The following is an 18640-nucleotide window of genomic DNA, read 5'->3' as shown; positions in this document are numbered from 1 at the left end:
GCCGCTACTGCGTAGTTGACTGTTCACTCCTCGTCGATCGGTAGGCTGGTTCCTCGTGTCTGTCATGGTTGAGTCGACTCCCGAGGCGGTTCGATCCCGGTGAACGAACTGACCGCGAAGCGGAACGCGGTGGCCGAGCTGATGCGGATCTCGCCGCTGGCCGACGAGCTGGCCGGGCTGTTCGCGAGCGCCGGGCACCGGCTGTACCTGGTGGGCGGCAGCGTGCGGGACGCGCTGCTCGGCAGGCTGTCCGCCGACCTCGACTTCACCACCGACGCGCGGCCGGAACAGATCCTGAAGATCGTCCGCGGCTGGGCCGACGGGGTGTGGGAGGCGGGCATCGCCTTCGGCACCGTCGGCGTCACCAAGCGCGGCTCGACGCTGGAGATCACCACGTTCCGCGCGGACGTCTACGACCGGGTGAGCCGCAACCCCGAGGTGACCTTCGGCGACTCGATCGAGGGCGACCTCAAGCGCCGCGACTTCACCGTCAACGCGATGGCGATCGACTTGTCGACCAAGCAGTTCGTCGACCCGCACGACGGGATGGACGCGCTCCGGCGGAAAGTGCTCGACACCCCCGCCACCCCGGAGGAGTCCTTCGCCGACGACCCGCTGCGCATGCTGCGCGCCGCGCGGTTCGCCGCCCAGCTCGGCTTCGAGCCCGCGCCCCGCGTGGTGAGCGCGATGACCGAGATGGCGGGCGAGATCCAGCGCATCACCGCCGAGCGGGTGCAGACCGAGCTGTCAAAACTGATGCTGGGCCGGTATCCGCGGCGCGGGCTGGAGCTGATGGTCGACACCGGGCTCGCCGAGCACATCCTGCCCGAGGTGCCCGGGATGCGGCTGGCCATCGACGAGCACCACCAGCACAAGGACGTCTACCAGCACTCGCTGACCGTGCTGGACCAGGCGATCGCGCTGGAGCGCCGGGACGACCCGGACGCCGAGCCCGACCTCGTGCTCCGGCTGGCGGCCCTGTTGCACGACATCGGCAAGCCCGCCACGCGCCGGTTCGAGGACGGCGGCGGCGTGAGCTTCCACCACCACGAGGTGGTCGGCGCCAAGATGGCTCGCAAGCGCTTGCGCGCGCTGAAGTACCCGAAGCAGGTGATCGAGGACGTCGGCCAGCTGGTGTTCCTCCACCTGCGGTTCCACGGCTACGGCAAGGGCGAGTGGACCGACTCGGCGGTGCGCCGGTACGTGACCGACGCAGGTGACCTGCTGCCCCGGCTGCACAAGCTGGTCCGCGCCGACTGCACGACGCGCAACAAGCGCAAGGCAGCCGCGCTGCAGCGCACCTACGACGAGCTCGAGGAGCGGATCGCGCGCATCCAGGCCGAGGAGGACCTCGCCAGGGTGCGGCCCGACCTGGACGGCAACGAGATCATGAAGATCCTCGGCCTGCCGCCGGGGCCGATGGTCGGCAAGGCGTGGAAGCACCTGAAGGAGCTGCGCCTGGACCGCGGGCCGCTCGACCATGACGAGGCCGTCGCCGAGTTGCGCCGCTGGGCCGAGGAGAACGGCCTGTAACTTCTGGGTGCGTCGAGACGACCGGGAGGTCGTGATGTCCCCACCGCGAGCGGCGAGGTACCTGGGCACCCTGCTGCGGCGCGGCGCGCCCGCGATGGCCGGCGCGACCGGTGGACTGGACGAGGAGGTCGCCGACCCGGCGCGGGTGTCCCCGCTCGCGCGGATGCGGCGCATGGCGGGGCCGGTCGACACAGCGGCGCAGGACAACCTGCTGCTCCGCGCCACCCGGTACGTCGCGATGGTCCCGCTGGTCTACCGCGTGCTGGCGGTGGCCGGGGCGCTGGTGGCGTTCCTCGCCGGCGACCACGGTGGCGTGGCGCCGGTGGTGGCGGTCGCGGTGTGCTCGATCGCGCTGAACCTGTACGGGCTGCGCTGGCTCTTCCGGTCGACGCCGTTCCACGGTGGTGGCGCGGTGCGGCTGCTGGTGCTCGACGTGGTGTTCACGATCGCGGCCAACCTGGTGGTCGCCGCGACGGTGCCTCCGCTGGCCTTCGTGGCCGCGATGCAGGTGCCGGGCAAGCACCTGCTCGGCGGGGTGGCGTTGCTGACCCTCGCGCTGGGAGTCGGGTACGGGCTGGGGCTGACGGTGCTGAGCGTGCCGCTCGCCGGGGTCGCGTGGTGGCTCAACAACGGTGTGTTCAACGTGAAACAAGCCTTCGCCGGCTTGGGCACGATCGTGGGCGTCCTGGTGACGGCGACCGGTGCGCTGGTGCTACTCGGCCTCGGCACCCGGCTGGCGCTGGCGTACGGGATCAGGCATGGCCGCGAGGCGGAGCGCGCCCGGCAGCACCGGATGCTGCACGACACGGTGCTGCAGACGCTGGAGACGATCGCCCTGCCGTGCTCCGGCAGCAGCGAACACCAGCTCAGCGAGATGCGACGGCTGGCCCGCGCGCAGGCGATCGAGGTGCGGCAGGCCCTCGAGGGCGCGGAAGGCAGCGGCCCCCTCGGCGAGAAACTGGCGGCCTTGGCGGCGGAAATGGCCCGGGACGGCCTGCGCGCCCAGCTGGTCATGGCGGAGCTCGACCCGGACACCCTGACGGAGGTCCGGCAGGTCGCCATCCGCGACGCGGCCCGCGAGGCGCTGCGGAACACGCTGAAGCACTCGGGAACCGACCGGGTCGTCGTCCGGGCCGAGGAACGGGACGGCGGGGTGGCGGTGGTGATCCGCGACCAAGGCGCCGGCTTCGATGCGGCGGACCGCCCACCGGGCTTCGGAATCAGCGAGTCGATCACGGCGCGCCTGGCCGAGGCGGGCGGCCAGGCGCGGGTGGAGTCGAGCCCGGGCAGCGGAACTCGCGTGACGCTCTGGATGCCGCGATGATTGCCGGGGTATCGCGCGGTATGGCGCGTTCGCGCTGAAAGGGGCTGATCACGGGTGGATAACTTGCCGCGCATGACCGAAGAACAGAACGACGCCCGGAGGCTCGCCATCGAAGCACTGGAGACCGCCCGCGAAGCCCGTGTGCTCGCCGTCGCAGCCTCGAAGGAGGTCGGCGACGTGTCAGCTCAGCTGAGAGGGCACATCACGGTGCTCCACACGCTGCGCGAAACCCAGCTCGAGCAGGGGGCCCGGTTGGATCGACTCGAACGGAGGGTGGACGAGGGCTTCGCGCGGGTGGACGCGAGGTTCGAGCAGGTCGTCGACCAGATGAACGCGAGGTTCGACCAGCTGACCGCGCTGATCAAGAGCATCAAGCGCTAAAGCCGTTCCAACCCGCCCGTCTCCACGTGGTGCCCGACGGGGTACGGCAGGAAGTACGCCACCGCCCCGCCGGGCATCGCTCCCCAGGGTTGGGTCACGCCGGTCAGCACGCGCACCGGCCGCGCCACCCGGTATAGCGCCCGCTGCCCCTCCCGCTCCGGCAGCAGCGACGTCTCCGGGAACCGCGCCGTCTCGTCGTGCACCAGGTTGCCCGCCTCGCCGCCGAACCGGACCAGCGTCGTGCCGGCGGGCAGCGTGATCAGCCGCTTCGCGCGGTAGAACGTCAGCGGCGGCTCGCCCCGCTGCGGCGTGATCGGCCAGTCGCCCTCGTCGTCGACCACCCGCACCGGGTACAGCAGCAGCGATCCGAGCAGGAACCGCGCCGCCTCCTCGACCCGCGCGAACGCCGCAGGCTCCGCGCCGTCCGGGCCGGTGACCTCCCAGCTCGACTCCGTCCGCTGCAGGCTCCACGCCCCTTCGGCCCGTGCGCCGATCCGGTACGCCGAAGCCGCGATCCCGTACTCCGCCAGCCGCCGCTCCAGGACCGTCAGCACCTCCGACGCCCGCAACCCGTACGGCGGGTCGCCGCCGCGGTCGATGAGCGTGACCGCGTCCACCTCACCAGCGTCGGGCTGCGGCGGCAGCGGCCTGCCCAGCAGCTCCGCCTCCGCGGCCGCGAGCAGGTGCGCAGGCACGGTCGGCGCGCGGTAGCCCTGTGCCCGCACGTGCTCGACCAGCTCCGGCTGCGGCGGCAGACCGTATTTCCGAAGGTAGTGCGGCACCGCGGCGGCCCAGATCCACGTGCCGTCGGTGTGGAAGGCGTCGGGCACGTCGGGCTGCGCCGCCGGCGCGAACAGGTCCGGCAGCCGGTTCGGCCTGGCCACCGCGACCGGCGCCCGGTACAGGTAGTCGAACAACGCGCGGGCCTCGTCCGGCGGCAGGGCCTGCCGGTTCACCACGGGTGGTTCGCCGGGCCCGTCGACGACCGCGGCGTGCCGAAACGCCGCGTCCACCGGCAACCCGGCTTTCGCCGCGAGCCAGTCCGGGACCTGCTTCCGGTCGCGTGGGAAGTGCTCCAGCTCGGCCTCGTACGCGCGGGCGGTCGGCCGGCCCGCAGGCGACTGGCGCCAGTTCGGCTCGGCGGACGAGTCGTAGTCGAACGTGAACTCGGCGGGGGCGACCAGCGTCAACGTGCCCTTGAACCACGTCCCGGCGCCCGGCTGGTACATCGCGGCCCGCAGGTCGCCGAACAGCTGTCCGAGCCGCGGCGACGCGGGCAACGACACCGACTCGCCCTCGCCCGCGGCGCGGACCTCGATCTCCGCGTAGTCCCCGACCTGCCGGAACTGGGCGGCGATCCGCTCCCAGCCGTCGGGCACGACGTCGCGCAGCAGCCGCGCGATCTCCCGCACCAGCTCCTGCGGATCCCCGGCGCCGAGCTGCCGCATGCCGGCGGCGAAGTCGTGCCGCTCCTGCCAGATCGCGGTGATCTCGGCCTCGGTGGCGTCGACGGCGGAGTCGTGCAGGCCGAGCTGCCGCGCCCGCGTCTCGTCGGTGCCGTTCCAGCGCAGCGTCAGCCCCTCGCCGGGGGCGACGCGGTAGATGTCGTCGTCGAACAGGCAGTGCGTCTGCAGGCTGAAGGTCGCGGCGACCTCGGCTTCCGGCAGCACCTTCGCCGGCCGCCCCTCGAATTCCTGGTCGAAGTCCGCGGGCGCGTCCTCCCCGGGCGGCGTCACGAGCAGGACGGTGCCGTCCGCGCTGGAGCGTTGCGCCGGGAAGACGCGCCCCTGCCACACGGCGTACAGCCCGTCAGGGCGCTCCGCCAACTCCACTCGGTACCGCACGACTTCCCCCTGCGTCCGGAAAACGGGCCCGTCAAACTTAGCCGGGCGGGTACCGCCGCGCCCAGTCCTCCTGCAGCGACCGGCTGCGCGTGACGCCGTACAGGTTGAAGTGCAGGTAGATGTCGTTGGCGATGTTGTCCAGCAGTCCCAGCGGCGTCAGCGCCCCGACCAGGTCCGCGGGCAGGCCAGGGCCGCCGAGCCGGGCGCCGACCAGCGCCCCAGTGAGCGCGGCGGTGAGCGGCGGTTCGGCCGACTGCTGTGCGGCGGCCTGGATCGCGGCGAACGGGTCGTGCTGCCGCTTGGCGGTGGCGAACACGGCGCGCCCGGCCACCGCGAGCGGGCTCGCCGGGTCGCCGAGCGTCTCGATCTGCTCGGTGTCCGGGATGTCGCGGCCGTCGCGCATCGCGAGGACGATCGCCGCGATCTCGTCGTACGGCGTCTGCCCGGACTTCCGCAGCTCACCCAGGACGGCGTGGAACGGCCACGGCGGCTCGCCGTTGACCAGCACCTTCGTGAGCAACCGCACCACCAGCTCGATCGCGGTGGCGGCCTCGCCGTCCGCGCCGGTCAGGGCCCGCGCGACGGTCATCTGGTACGGCAGCCCGGCGTTCTCCAGCTCCAGGCCCGCGGTCATGGTCGCGGCGAGCACGGCGGTCAGCGGGTTCGGCGGCGCTTCCGGGCCGTCGCCGAGCGCGACCGAGAGCCAGCTGTCCGGCTTCGGCGCCGGCGGGAACCCCTCGGGCACGTCGCCGGTGAGGGTCATGAACGGCAGGCCGCGCAGGACGGCTTCGGTGTGCCGGAGGGCCTGCCGGGTCATCGGGCCGAGCACGTCGCCGTTGCCGAGGGCGAGGCACTCCCCGACCGCGAACCCGACGTAGGCGCCGACGACGCGGTGCCAGGCGAACAGCCCCGAGGGTGTGCCGGCGTCCTGGAACTTGCCCAGCGTCCACGGCCTCGGTTCGGTCCGCCCGGTGTGGTCGTAGTGGTTGATCAGGCCGGCCCCGGCGAGATCGGCGGGCCACTCGACCGGCCGGCCGTCGTGGCGCAGCCGCAGGTTGCGCACCCACAGGGCGTACGCGCGCGCGTAGCGCTCGCATTCGTCGGCGCTGAGCTCGTACCCGTTCTTCCTGGCCCAGCCGCCGACCGCGCGGAGCCGCTGCGTGACCAGGTCGCCGAGCCCGGACTCGGCGGCCAGCTCCGCGATCCTCGGCGAAACCTCGGGTGCGACCTCGTCGACATATCGACCCGGGTCCGGTTCGACCCTGGTGATCTCCTCCGCCAGATCGACCGCCAGGGCCAGGGCGTGCCCGGCGTCCAGGTCCAGCCGGGTCTCCCCCGCGCCCGGCCGCAGCAGGTCGCGGGGCCTGATCCGGCGCCACCGGTGCACACCGGCCGGGATCGTGCGTGTCGCGGTGTAGGCGGCGACGACGACCTGGCCGTCCCGCGTGCGGTTGCGGACCGGCTCGCCGTCCGCGCCCAGCGGAACCAGGACCTCGCAGTCCAGCAACAGCCTGCGCATGGTCGGCCCGTCGATCCAGCCGACGCGGTGCATGCCCATCAGCCTCCCCGCCGGGGTGGTGGCCTTCGGGCTGCCGAACCACTCCGGGCCGGGCCGGTGCGCGGGGTTTTCCCGGACGTTGCCGGTCGGCTGCTCGCGCTCGTCGACCTCGATCCACCGCACGATCGCCGGCTCCGGCGTGCCGAGCCCCGGGAACTCGTTGCGCCGGAACTCGGGGTCGGTGACGGCCTTCCAGTCGGTGAAGCGCTGAGCCGTCACGGCCGGATCGCCGGATAGCGCCGAAGCCATCGCTGTCCTTCCTCCCCCTCCGGGATCCCCTCGAACCGGCGGGCGACGTCCGTGACGACCCGCTCGATCAGCGGTTTGAGTTCGAGCTGGTCCACCCACTTCTGCGGCAGGTCGGGCACGCCGTTGCGCGCGCCGACCAGCGCGCCGGCGATCGCCCCGGTCAGCGCGCTGCGGCCGGAGTGGTTCACCGCGCGCAGCAGCGCGACCTCGGGGTTGTTCTCGAACCCGCTCACCGCGGCGAGCGCACGCCCGAGGACGGACGCCGTGTCGTGTCCGTCGCCGATCTCCTCGGGCTCGGGCAGGTGGTACAGGCCCTGCTCCGGGACGGCGATCAGGGACCGCGCGGCCAGCTCGCGCACGGCGTCCCACCGCGGTCCTTCCCGGTCCCGCAGCACCGCACCGGCCGACACCCACAGCGCCGGGCTGAAGGCCCGGTCCAGTCCCCGTTCCAGCAGCAGGCCGAGGAAGACAGCGAAGGTCACCTCGTCTTCGCCGGACTCGGGCAGCGCGCTGAAGGCGCGGACGGCCTCTTCGGACGCGCCGAACGGCACCTCACCGGGGCCGCCGATGGTCAGCACACCGGGCAGGGCGCCGAGCAGGACCGTCGGCCCGGACCGGAGGTCAGCCGGGTCCGGGCCGCGCGTCGAGTGCAGTTCGCGCAGGTGCGGCAGCCACCCTTCGATGCCCGGCACCGTCTCGCCCTGCGTGTGCGACCAGCGGGACACCGCCTCGGGAACCGCTGCCGCACCGCCGCGCAGGAAGGCCTCGGTGAGGAACAGCAGGCGCTGGGTGAGCGGGCCGACCGGACCGGGCTCGGTCCCGTCCGCCGAGGTGCCCAGCGCTTCCCCGAGCGCGAACCCGACGTACGCGCCGAGCACCCGCTGCCAGCTGAAGTTGGTGTCCTGGCCGACGTCGGCGAACTTGCCGAACGAGTCCACCCGCAACACCGGTTCGCCGTTGTCGTCGTACCCGAGGGTGAGGCCGAACGCGGCGGGGTCGTACGGGGGTCGCGGCGGCAGCGCCATGCCCATGCGCCGTACCCAGGACCGCCCGGTGACCACCCGGTAGCACTCGTCCGCGGTGAGCTCGAAGCCGTGCGCGCGGGCGCTGTCACCCGCGTCGACCGGCAGCTCCACCGGCTCGGGCAGTCCGATCCGCGCCGCGGTGTCGGCGGCCCAGCGGGTCAGGTCCGCCGAGGCCTCCACGCATTCGCCGGTGACCTCGATCTTGTCGCTGTACCGGGGGAACTCGGCGTGCGCCGCGCGGATCTCCTCGGTGGTGACCTCGACCGGGAGCTGCCACGGGCCGTGGATGACCAGGTCGGCTTCCGGCACGTGGGACAGCAGCGTCACCGGGTCCAGCCAGAACCACTCCCGGCTGCCCGGCGGGAAGAAGCGCGTCGACGTCCACAGCTCCACGGTGCGACGACCGTCCTTCGTGGACTGGTGGCGCACCCGGCCGTCGGACAGCGGCACCAGCACGCTCTCCTCGAGCAGCCCGATGACGAACTTCCGCTGGTCCAGCCAGCCGATGTGGCGGAACTCGACGAGGTGGTCGAGCGCGGTCCACGGCACCGGGTAGCCACGCCGGCTCGGCCCCGTCCGGTACTCGGGGTTCGGCCGGAACTCGCCGGTGTCCGTGCCGTCCGGCAGGTAGCGCTGCCAGCCCGTGATCGCGGCGAGCGGCACCCCGAGGCGGCCGAGGCCGGAGGCGGCGTACTCGGGGTCGATCACCTCGGCCCAGTGGTCGCGGCCCGGGTACTGGGCGGGGATGCTGAAGCCACCGCTGATGGGCGACGCGTGGCGCAGGTCGCCCTCCGGGTCGCGCACGATCAGCGCGGGCGGCGGGATGATCTGCTCGCCGAGGTCGCCGCCGTCGAGGTAGGCGGTGGAGTTGTAGGGGACGTACCAGCCTTCCGGGCGCCGCACGAGGTTCGCCTGGTCGGCGCGCAGGCCGGCGCCGGGGTGGACCTCGTGCAGCCACTCCTCGACCTTCGCGACCGCTTCTGCCGCTTCCACTACTCGATCCTTTCCAGGCTTGCGTCCGCCACGTGCTCGCTCAGCGGTTTCGGCAGGACGTACGCGACACCGCCCCCGGGCAGGTTCGCCCAGGGGATCGCGATGCCGGTCACGACCGCGAGGCTGCGCCGGAGCCGGTAGCGCCGCTCCTCGCGGTCCCGCTCGATGGGCAGCGAGGTCGCGGGGAACCGGGTTTCGTCGTGGTGGACCAGGTTGCCGGTCTCGTCGCCGAAGCGCTGCACGACCGTGGCCGCGGGCAGCCGGATCAGGCGTTTGTTGCGCAGCAGGGTCAGCGGCGGGTCGCCCTCGGTGGGCTGGATCGGCCAGTCGGCGAGTTCGGCCGAGGTCTCCAGCGGCGTCTCGGCGCCGCCCGTGGTCCGCGCCGGGTGCAGCAGCAGGGCGCCGAGCAGGTGCTGCGCCGCGTCCTCGGCGCGCTCGAAGTACTGCGGGCGCACCGGCGCCCCACCGGCGTAGCGCGCGACCTCCCAGCCGCGGTCGGTCGGGTTGAGGCACCACGCACCGTCGGCCCGCGACGCCAGCCGGTAGGCCGCGGGCCAGATGCCGTGCTCGGCCAGGCGCTGCGCCAGCACCACCAGCAACGCCGGGTCCTCCAGCGCCGGATCGGTGCGGGTCTCCAGTTCGGACGCGATGTCCCCGGTGGTCGGCAGCGCCTCGCCCGGATCGGCCTTCGGACGGGACCGGCCGAGCAGGTCGGCCGCCGCGGTGCGCCGGGTCAGCTTATCGACGTAGGGCGGCTGGAAGTCCTGGTCCCGGATGTGCGCGAGGAAGTCCGGTTCGGGCGGCGTGCCGTACTTGCGCAGGTAGTGCGGCACCGACGCGTGCCAGATCCACGCGCCGTCGGTGTGGTAGCTCTCCGGCACGTCGGATTCGGTGCCACCGCTGAAGATGTCCGGGCCCAGCCCGCTGCCGACCAGCACCGCGGGCTGGCGTTCGAGGTACCGCAGGAGCGCGGGCACCTCGTCCTCGGGCACAGGCGGACGGCCCATGACGGGAGCGGCGCCGTCCTCGTACGTGTCGACCACGCGGGCGTGCCGGAACTTGACGCCGAGCGGCAGGCCGGCGGCGCGGCGCCACCAGTCCGGCAGGTGCTCCGGATCGCGGGGAAACGCTTTCAGCTCGGCTTCGAGCGCGGCGGGCAGGTCGTCCGGGGGCGTCCGCCACCAAGGCGCGGTCGTGGTGCTGACGTCGAGGTCGAACTCGCCGGACGGGTGCAGCGCGTAGCGGGCCTGCAGCCAGGCGCCGACGCCCGGCTCGTACATGGCCTCCCGCAGTTCGGCGAACACCTCGGCCAGCTCGCCCGACGCCGGGTAGGTCCGGCCGGAGCCGCGCGTGAACGCGATCGGCTCCAGCTCAGCGTGGTCACCGACCTGCCTGAAGTGCAGCTCGATCCGTTCCCATCCGGACGGCGCGTCGGCCCTGGCGAGCGTGCCGATGCGCACGAGCAACGGACGGTGCGGCTCCATGATCGCCGTCGCCTCCCTGCCCATCTCCGTAGTGCCGCTCACTGTAACCAGCTCACGCGAGGATGGAGGTGCACGGGAAACCAGCCGGCCGCGCCTCCCACATGCCGAATGTGCGCCGCTGCACCGACTCGATGAAGGACTCCTCCTGTGCGGTGAGCGCTCGGCCCTCTTCCTTGGCCTGCTTGCGCATCCCGTCGACGGTGGCGTAAAGCGCGAACAACGGTCCCTCGCCGCGGAGGTAGAAGGCGCGCTCCCGCTCGGTCTCCGCGATGAACTCCGCTTCGGTCAGCGAGCGGAAGTTCGACGGCAGCTCGTCCTGCAGGACCTTCTCCAGGTGCGTGCTGTTCTCCTCGAACTGGCCCGTGCGGACGTTGAGCAGGAAACCGGTGAGGTTGCCGTCGCCGTCCCGGTCGACCTTGTAGGTCTTGTTGAAGCACTTGAAGTACTGCGGGGTCGGCACCTCGGCGGCTTCCTCGACCAGGGGTTGCTGGGGTCCGTCGAGCTTGCGGTGCCTGCCACCCCGGGACGCGCTGCCCGCGGCGCCCGGACCGGCCATGCCCGGCATCGGCGGCATCATGCTCACCGCGCCGACCGTGCCGTCCGAGGTGCGCACCTGCATGTCCAGGCCGCCGCCGTGGGCGAGGCGGTCGTCGGTGGCGAGGACCTCCAGGCCGGGGGTGCCGGCGAGCTGCGCGGCCGCGCGGTAGGCGTCGTCCGCGCTGCCGACCTGCATCCCTGCGGACGCCAGGCCGGACAGGCGTGAGGCGTCGCCGTCGAACCCGGCGAGGTTCCGCTGGAGCTCGTCCCAGCTGGGCGAGGACGCGGGGATGGCGGTGCCCCCCACCGCGTTCGCGATCCCGCCCAGCGCGGAGTCCAGCTCCTGCCTCGCGGCCGTGGCGCGCTCCAGCTGGTCGCGCAGATAGGCGTCGGAGTAGGCGGGATCGGCCGCGCGCGAGTGGTCGAAGCCGGGCTGCAGCTGGTCGCCGATGCCGCCGGCTGGGAAGCCTCCGCCTGCCGGGGCGAAGCCGGGCTGCTGGTGCCGCTCGGGCGGCTGGTGGTGCTCGGCCGGTGGCCTGAAGTCGGCTTCGACGTGGTCCGGGAACTCCGGCATCGGCAGCTGCTCGTCCCAGGCTTCCTGGACCACCGGGATCGCGTCCGGGTAGGTGATCAGGTTGACCAGGAGGCCCAGGTTGGTCAGAAGCAGGCGCCGGAAGCCCGGGTTGTTGTCGACGGCGTCGCGGAGCTCGGGGTGCTCGTCCAGCAGCCGCTGGAAAGCGTCGTCGATCCGCATGGTCTGCCCATCGACGACGACGGTGTTATCCCCGGGGGCCAGATCGTCGGCGGTCCGGTTTTCGTCCGGTTCGTCCCCGCGCCGCTCCGGTTCGGCGGGCGTGTCGTCGCGCGGACGCTCGGATTCGGCCGGTGTCTCGTCACGGGGCAGTTCCGGATCCGCCGGTGTCCCGTCACGTCGAAGCTCCGGAATCTCCCGGCCCTCGCGGCCCGGAAGCCCGTCTTCCGGAAGCTCCGCCGCCCGGCCAGGCGCCGGCGGATGTTGCGGCCCGACCGGCAAATCCGGCGCCGTGACCTGCGACGAGTGCCCATCGGCCACCCGCGGATCAACCGAAGCCTGCGGCGACTGTGTATAAGCCACGCGCGGCTCGACGGGCGCCTGGCCCTGCTGCACCGGCGGCTGCTGATGCAGGGGAGCCTGCGGCGGCTGCTGCACCGGAGGTTGCGGCGGTTGCTGCACCGGCGGCTGGTGCTGCACCGGGGCCTGCGGCGCCTGCTGATGCAGGGGAGCCTGCGGCGGCTGCTGCACCGGAGGTTGCGGCGGTTGCTGCACCGGCGGCTGGTGCTGCACGGGCGATTGCTGGTGCACGGGCGGCGGCTGCGGCGCCTGCTGCTGGACCGGCGGCCGCTGATGCACCGGCGCGACCGGCCCCTCCGTCACCGGCGTGGTCGGTGTCGGCGAGCCGTGCTGCAGCGGCGTCGTCGGTGTGTGGTGGATCTGCGGGATCTGCTGCACCGGCGTGTTCGGCACGTGCGGGGCAGCCGTGTGCGGCGCCTGCGAATGCCCGTACGGCAACGCCATCTGCGGGTTCGCTGCGAGCCCGTTGCTGGTGGCGAGCGACCCGAACGGCAGGAGACTGACGTTCGTCGGGTTGGTCGGCAGCCTCATCAGCCCGCCGTTCTGCGGGTCGATGAACACGACGCCTTCCGGCGTGTTGACGGCGAGGGCGACGTGCGACGGGTGTGAACCGTCGGGCTCCAGGAAGGACACGAAGATCACGCTGTGGGCGCCGTGCGGCATGTTCGAAACGTGGGCGATCGCGTTGTCGTACGTGCCGATCCCGTGCACCCACTTGGCGCCGAGCTGGTTCTCCAGCCACTTCATTCGGTCGAACGAGGCGAGGTCCTTCGGCAGGACCGGATCCGCCTGCGAGTCGATCCCGATCAGCCGCTGCGCGTAAGCCACGACGCACCGCGTGCAGTTGTGCCAGTAGCCCCTGTCCACGGCGCTCGGCAGGTCGCGGTTCGGGTTGACGTTCGGCAGCTCCGGGTGCCGCGCGGCGACGTAGGCGCGCTCGTTGGGGCCGACCGTGCCCGCGTGGATGGCGGGCAGCTGGTGGAGCGGTGTCGCGCTGGCCATGTTCGACCAGGGCGCCGGCTGGTTCTGCAGCAGCGGCACGCCCTGGTGGGTCAGCGGGCCGGGGTGCTGCTGCAACGGTCCCTGTTGCTGGGGCCACCCGTGCTGCGGCGGCGGCGCGGACTGCTGGTAGGGGTTGTGCACCGGCGGCTGCTGGTGCGGCGGGCCCTGCTGGTACGGCCCGTGCTGGACCGGCGGGCCCTGGTTCGGGTGCGTGGGGGCGGGTCGCTGGTACGGGTTGTGGGGAACCGGCGCCTGCTGCTGCGGCCAGCCGTGCTGGACCGGCGGGCCCTGGTTCGGGTGTGTCGGCGCGGGTTGCTGGTACGGGGTGTGGTGAACCGGTCCCTGCTGCTGGGGCCAGCCGTGCTGCGGCGGCGGCGCGGACTGCTGGTAGGGGTTGTGCACCGGCGGCTGCTGGTGCGGCGGGCCCTGCTGGTACGGCCCGTGCTGGACCGGCGGGCCCTGGTTCGGGTGCGTGGGCGCGGGTTGCTGGTACGGGTTGTGGGGAACCGGCGCCTGCTGCTGCGGCCAGCCGTGCTGGACCGGCGGACCTTGGTGCATGGGTCCGCCCTGGTGCGGCGGCGGCTGCTGGTGCACGTGCGTCGCGGGGGGTTGTTCCGACCGGCGGAACGGGTTCCATCCCCCGGGCTGCGGCATTTCGCCGTCCAGCCGGTTCCGCAGCGCGCTGCCGTCCGTGGCGTTCCAGACCGGCTCGCTGCGCTCGGGACCCCCGCCGAGCAGCTCGCTGATCCGGTTGACCGACGGTTCCGGCTGGGCGGCCGGCGTCGGCTCGCTCCGGTTGGCCAGCGGTGTGCCGTCCCCGGTGTGGGTCGGCATCAGGTGCACACCGGACGGGTTCGGCGGCAGGTCGGCGAGCCGGTTCGTCATCGCGTCGACCAGCGCCACGCCGTGCTCGGTGTTGACCACGCTGAAGGCGCGCTGCCCATCCGGCGTGTCGACCGACAGCACGGCCCGCGAGCCGACCGGCTGACCGGCCATCTCGCGCACCACGCTGTTGTAGTCCGGCATCTGCTGGAATTCGCCACCGAGCTGCCGGGACAGGAAGTCCCTGCCGCGCGGGTCGTCCAGCTTGCCCGGTTGCGCGTCGACCTGGAGGCCGTCCATCCGCATCTCGAACGCGAGCACGGACTCGGCCGAGTTGTTCCGGTAGGACTCCGGCATGCCGTCGGCGTAGTAGCCGCGGGTGTTGACGTCCGCGATCTCCGGCAGGTGCTCGCGGAGGAACCGCACCTCCTGGTGGGCGTTGCGGGTCGGGACGCTGGGACCGGTGCTCTGGACCCTGGGGTCCACCGGGTCCGTGCTGCGTGCGTGGATCGCCGGTTCACCGACGACGTCGGACGACCGGCGGATGTCGCCCCAGCCGTTCACCGGCTCGCCGATCTTCCGGGGCTCCGGTGTCTCCGTCTTCGGGCCGGTGTCCGGTTCGGACTTCGGTGGGAGGTCGGCCACCGCAGCCTCGCCGCCGAACGCCCGCGCGAAGTCACGCCTGGACGCGGCCGCGATCTCCGCTTCCTGGACATCGGCCAGGTCGCGGTTGCGGTCCATCTGCTGCTTGGCGGCCTCCGGCGGGAGGTAGCGCGGGTCGTCCGGGGTGATCTCCTCGAGCCGGATCACCCACTTCTTGCCGCCGCTGGGGGTCTCGACCTCGATCTTTTCCTTGACGACCAGCTGGGTGCCGGGCTTGTACAGGACCTCGTGTTCCGCCTTGTTCGAGGCCAGCGACTCGATGTACCGACCCGTCTTGCCCTCGATGATCATTTCGACGTCGCCGGGCCACTTCGCCGAACCGAGGTCGGCGCGGCTCGAACTGAGGAACTGCGACTCGACCACGACCGCACCGGGCTCGTACCGGCCGGCGACGATGGCCGCCGCCTCGCCTCGCACGTTGACCCGGCGCACCGTCTCGCCCTGGTAGGTGGGCATCTCGTTCAGGCCGGACGCGAGCGCACGGACCATCGGCATGACCTCGTCGAGGCTCCGGCCGGTGCGCAGCGCCTCGTTGATCTGGTCGAAGACGGCGCTCGAGGTGTAGCTGTGCACGGCGTAGGCGCCCTGGTCGCTCATGTGCCGCAGGGTCGCGTCCAGGTCGCGCATCGCCAGCGCTTCGAGGAACTCGTGCTCGTGGGTGAGCCGGCCCGTGCGCTCGTCGACGATGCCGGTCTCGATCTGGGCCTCGCCGAGGGCGTCGAAGTCGGCGCGGTCGTAGGTGCGGAAGTTCGGGTCCGCGATGTACGGCTCGTCGACCACCGGACGGTCGCTCCGGGGCGTCGCGTCGTCGGGGGACCGCTCCGGCTGGGGTGCGGTGTCCTGGTGGGGCGGGCTCTGGTCGGTGGCCGGTGTCTCGTCGCGGGGCGGGGTGGCGGTGTCTTCGGCCGCGTCGGACTGGCTGCGCTCGGCCGCAGGTGCGTCGTGCGTACGGGGCAGCGCCTCATCGAACGGGCTCCGCTCCGAGGTGGGTGTCTCGTCGCGGACAGGGGTGACCGTGTCTTCCGTGGGGTCGAAGGGGCTGCGCTCGCTGGCGGACGGCTCTTCGCGACGTGGGGTGGCGGTGTCCTGCGCCGGGTCGAACGGGCTGCGCTCGGTAGTGGATGGCTCCTCGCGGGGCGGGGTGGCGGTGTCTTCGGCCGGGTCGAAGGGGCTGCGTTCGGTGGTGGGCGCCTCTTCGCGGGGCGGGGTGGCGGTGTCTTCCGCGGGGTCGAACGGGCTGCGCTCCGAGGTGGGTGTTTCGTAGCGCGCGGGCGTGGCCGTGTCCTGCGCGGGGTCGAACGGGGTCCGCTCGGCGGCAGGCGCCTCCTCGCGGCGTGGGCCCGCGTCGAACGGGCTTCGGTCGGTCCCAGGCGTCTGCTGTGTGGCGGGGGTCCGCTCGGCGGGCGGGCCCGCCTGGTGGACCTGCTCCGGCGGGCGCGCCAGCATCCAGCGCGGGTCGACGGGCGCGCCAGGACGGCCGCCCTGTGGCGGCTGTTGCGTGGGCGGGCCGTACCCGCCCTGCGGCGGACGTTGCGCCGGAGGCCCGTACGCCGGCGGCTGCCCACCTCGCGGCGGTTGTTGCTGCGGCGGACCGTAGCCACCCTGAGGCGGTTGCGGCGGACCACCGTTCGGCGGCGCACCCATCGGGCCACGCGGGCCCTGGGGTGGCGTGTTGCCGTACCCGCCCTGCGGCGGCTGACCTTGGAACGGCGCCCCTTGGACGGGACCGCCTTGGGGCGCGCGGTTCGGCCCGCCCTGCACGGGCCCGCCGCGGACGGGGCCGCCTTGTGTGGGGCCGCCCTGGGGCGGCTGGCCGCTTTGCTCGGGGTTGCCCTGGATGGGGCCGCCCTGGGGCGGCCGGGTGGGTGCGCCTTGTGTGGGGTTGCTTTGGAACGGCCCGCCCTGGATGGGACCGCCTTGCGGTGGGCGGTTCGGGCCGCCTTGGAAGGGTGTGCCCTGCGCGGGGCTGCCCTGAGGTGGCCGGGTGGGTGCGCCTTGGGTGGGGTTGCCCTGGAACGGCGCGCCCTGGGGCGGGCCGTACTGAGGGGCGCGCGGCGGCTGTCCGCCCTGCCCGTAGCCCTGCGGCGCGCCGCCGGGGTAGCCCTGCATCGGCGCGGCGGGAGACGTCTGTGGCGACTGCTGTTGAGGCGCTCGGTCGCCCTGTTGAGGGGCTCCGCCGGTCGGGCCGAAGGCGCCGGGGGCGTAGCCGGCGGCGGTCACACCGTCCGGGCGCGTCGGCGGCGGGTCGTTGGGCCCGAACCCGCTGCCCGGCTGCACCGGACTCGCTCCCGCCGGGACCAGCATCCGGTCCGCGCCGCTCACTGGGGCGCCGTCCGACCCCGACCCACGGGACGCCCCGGCCGAGGACGCGGAACCGGCCGACGAACTCACCGGCGATCCGGCGGAGCCCACCGAGGACCCGCCGCCGATCGAGGAACCGGCGGAGGAACCCACCGAGCCTGCCGAGGAGCCGGCCGAAGAGGAGCCCGCGGAGCCAGCTGACGAGCCGGCAGCGCCTGCGGAGGAGCCTGTGGAACCGGCTGAACCGGCCGAGGAACCTGCCGATCCCGCCGACGAACCGGCGGAAGAACCGGCCGAACCTGCTGACGAGCCGGCGGAAGAACCGGCTGAGCCGGCCGAAGAACCAGCGGAACCGGCCGAGGAGCTCGGCGAGCCCGCCGAGGATCCTGCCGAACCGGCTGATGAACCGGCGGAAGAACCAGCCGAACCGGCCGAGGAGCCCGTGGAACCGCCCGAACCGGCCGCGCCAGCCGGTGAGCTGGTCGACGAAACTCCCGCCGTTCCCGCTGGGGAACCACCGCCCTGGTTCGGTGCCGCGGCGGCGGGCGCCGCTGTCGCGGGGGGCTGGCTGCCCTGGTGCGTGGCGGCACCGTCCGAAGTAGACCGTGGCGGTTCAGCCGTCGTGGCCGGCCGGTCCGCCACCATCGCGGACTGGCCGCTCACCCGGTCGTTCGCGAGCGCGTTCGAGACCGAGCCCGACGAACCGCCCGAGTGGGACGACGGCGCGCCCGCCACCGCCGGCTCCCGGGCGCCCGACGAGCCACCCGCCGAAGAACCGGAGTCCGAACGGGACGAACCACCCGAGTCCGACGAGCCGGAATCCACCGGCGATCCGTCGACCTTGATGTTGCCCGCCCGCACGTCGGCGTTGAAGCTCTTGATCTCGTTGATCTGGTCCTTGGCGCCACCGGTCGCGCGGTCCACGGCGCCCGCGGACGCGCCCATCGCCAGGTCCTGCATCTTCAGGTTGCCGAGGTCGCCGGTCAGCGCGGCCTGCCCGACCGTCGTGGCCACGCCTTCGACGGCCCCGCGCGTGCCCTCCCGCACGGCGCGGTCCGCGATCTGCCCGGCGACGCTGTCCTGCAGCCCCTTGGTCGCGCCCTTCGGGATCGCGTGCCCGGCCGCCCCCGCGACACCGCCGGCCACACCGCTGGCCAGCGCGCCGGCGGTCTTGTCGAAGTCCCAGCTCTTGCGGTCGCCCTTGGCCATCTGCAGCGCCTGGATGCCGCCGTCCAGCGCCAGGTTCATCGCGACGTTCATCGCGATCTCCTTGGCCAGCCGCTTCAGCAGTTGCATCGCGACCTTGCGGAACCCCTCCTGCAGCATCTTCTGCACGAGCTGCCGGAAGACCATCTGCACGGTCATCCGCGTGGCCACCTGTGCGGGCACGATGCCCGCCGTCGACCCGCCGAACGTCACCACGGCCGCCGCGATCATCGCGGCGATCTGGATCGCCAGGATGATCAGCGAGGCGATGATCATGTACTTCGTGTACTCGACGTCGAGCGCCGTCGCGTCCGCCGACTGCGCCAGCGCCTCGCACGCCTTGGTCAGGTTCGTGAAGTAGGCCTCGTCACCGGTGACGAACTTGTCCCACATCTTCTGGAACTCGACCGAGGGCTGACCGGTCCAGGTGGTGAGCACCTCCGCAGCGGCCGCGTTGGCCTTGTCGACGATCGGCCCCAGCGCGTCGCGGGTGGCCAGCCACGCGTCCCGGACCTCGCGCAGCTTGTCCTCGTCGCCTTCCGGCCAGTGCTCGCCGACGACGATGGGCAACAGCCACTTGACGTCCTCGGGGAACTCCATCCCCATG

General features: G+C 72.9%; 8 protein-coding genes. 3 read left to right on the top strand and 5 right to left on the bottom strand.

From position 1 onward, the window contains the following. Positions 1-99: 99 nt before the first annotated feature. From AMETH_RS35295 to AMETH_RS35285, 3 genes are all read left to right on the top strand, one after another. Entirely contained in the window at positions 100-1533 is a 1434-nt protein-coding gene (locus AMETH_RS35295) for a CCA tRNA nucleotidyltransferase (protein WP_017985925.1), read from the top strand. Between the two features lie 34 nt (positions 1534-1567). Further along, positions 1568-2857, top strand: a complete 1290-nt coding sequence (locus AMETH_RS35290) for a sensor histidine kinase (RefSeq protein ID WP_017985924.1) — start codon at positions 1568-1570, stop codon at positions 2855-2857. A gap of 72 nt (positions 2858-2929) precedes the next feature. After that, positions 2930-3238, top strand: a complete 309-nt coding sequence (locus AMETH_RS35285; protein WP_017985923.1) for a hypothetical protein — start codon at positions 2930-2932, stop codon at positions 3236-3238. Here AMETH_RS35285 and AMETH_RS35280 read toward each other — a convergent pair. From AMETH_RS35280 to AMETH_RS35260, 5 genes are read right to left on the bottom strand one after another with little or no spacing between them, the layout of a single operon-like run. Continuing rightward, on the bottom strand, positions 3235-5082 hold the full coding sequence (locus AMETH_RS35280) for a TNT domain-containing protein (RefSeq protein ID WP_026153650.1): 1848 nt from the start codon (positions 5080-5082) through the stop codon (positions 3235-3237). The genes AMETH_RS35285 and AMETH_RS35280 overlap by 4 nt on opposite strands. 37 nt (positions 5083-5119) lie before the next feature. Next, complete coding sequence (locus AMETH_RS35275; RefSeq protein WP_017985921.1) at positions 5120-6889, bottom strand: hypothetical protein; 1770 nt, start codon at positions 6887-6889, stop codon at positions 5120-5122. Then, complete coding sequence (locus AMETH_RS35270; protein ID WP_017985920.1) at positions 6856-8907, bottom strand: YrhB domain-containing protein; 2052 nt, start codon at positions 8905-8907, stop codon at positions 6856-6858. The genes AMETH_RS35275 and AMETH_RS35270 overlap by 34 nt, the downstream gene beginning before the upstream one ends. Continuing rightward, a complete protein-coding gene (locus tag AMETH_RS35265) occupies positions 8907-10415 on the bottom strand; it encodes a TNT domain-containing protein (protein ID WP_017985919.1) in 1509 nt (502 codons plus the stop codon). Before AMETH_RS35265 ends, AMETH_RS35270 begins: the two co-directional genes overlap by 1 nt. A 28-nt stretch (positions 10416-10443) precedes the next feature. Further along, on the bottom strand, positions 10444-18639 hold the full coding sequence (locus AMETH_RS35260) for a WXG100-like domain-containing protein (protein WP_051962088.1): 8196 nt from the start codon (positions 18637-18639) through the stop codon (positions 10444-10446). Position 18640: the final 1 nt, after the last annotated feature.

Source organism: Amycolatopsis methanolica 239, from assembly GCF_000739085.1.
Taxonomy (GTDB): domain Bacteria; phylum Actinomycetota; class Actinomycetes; order Mycobacteriales; family Pseudonocardiaceae; genus Amycolatopsis_E; species Amycolatopsis_E methanolica.
Note: the sequence above shows the minus strand (reverse complement) of the source record. Positions and strands in the feature narration are given on the sequence as shown.

What these genes read in the sequence shown, in the direction of transcription:
- AMETH_RS35275 (WP_017985921.1), bottom strand. Translation starts at nt 6,889, where the DNA reads ATGGCTTCGGCGCTATCCGGCGATCCGGCCGTGACGGCTCAGCGCTTC.
- AMETH_RS35285 (WP_017985923.1), top strand. Translation starts at nt 2,930, where the DNA reads ATGACCGAAGAACAGAACGACGCCCGGAGGCTCGCCATCGAAGCACTG.
- AMETH_RS35265 (WP_017985919.1), bottom strand. Translation starts at nt 10,415, where the DNA reads ATGGGCAGGGAGGCGACGGCGATCATGGAGCCGCACCGTCCGTTGCTC.
- AMETH_RS35260 (WP_051962088.1), bottom strand. Translation starts at nt 18,639, where the DNA reads ATGGGGATGGAGTTCCCCGAGGACGTCAAGTGGCTGTTGCCCATCGTC.
- AMETH_RS35290 (WP_017985924.1), top strand. Translation starts at nt 1,568, where the DNA reads ATGTCCCCACCGCGAGCGGCGAGGTACCTGGGCACCCTGCTGCGGCGC.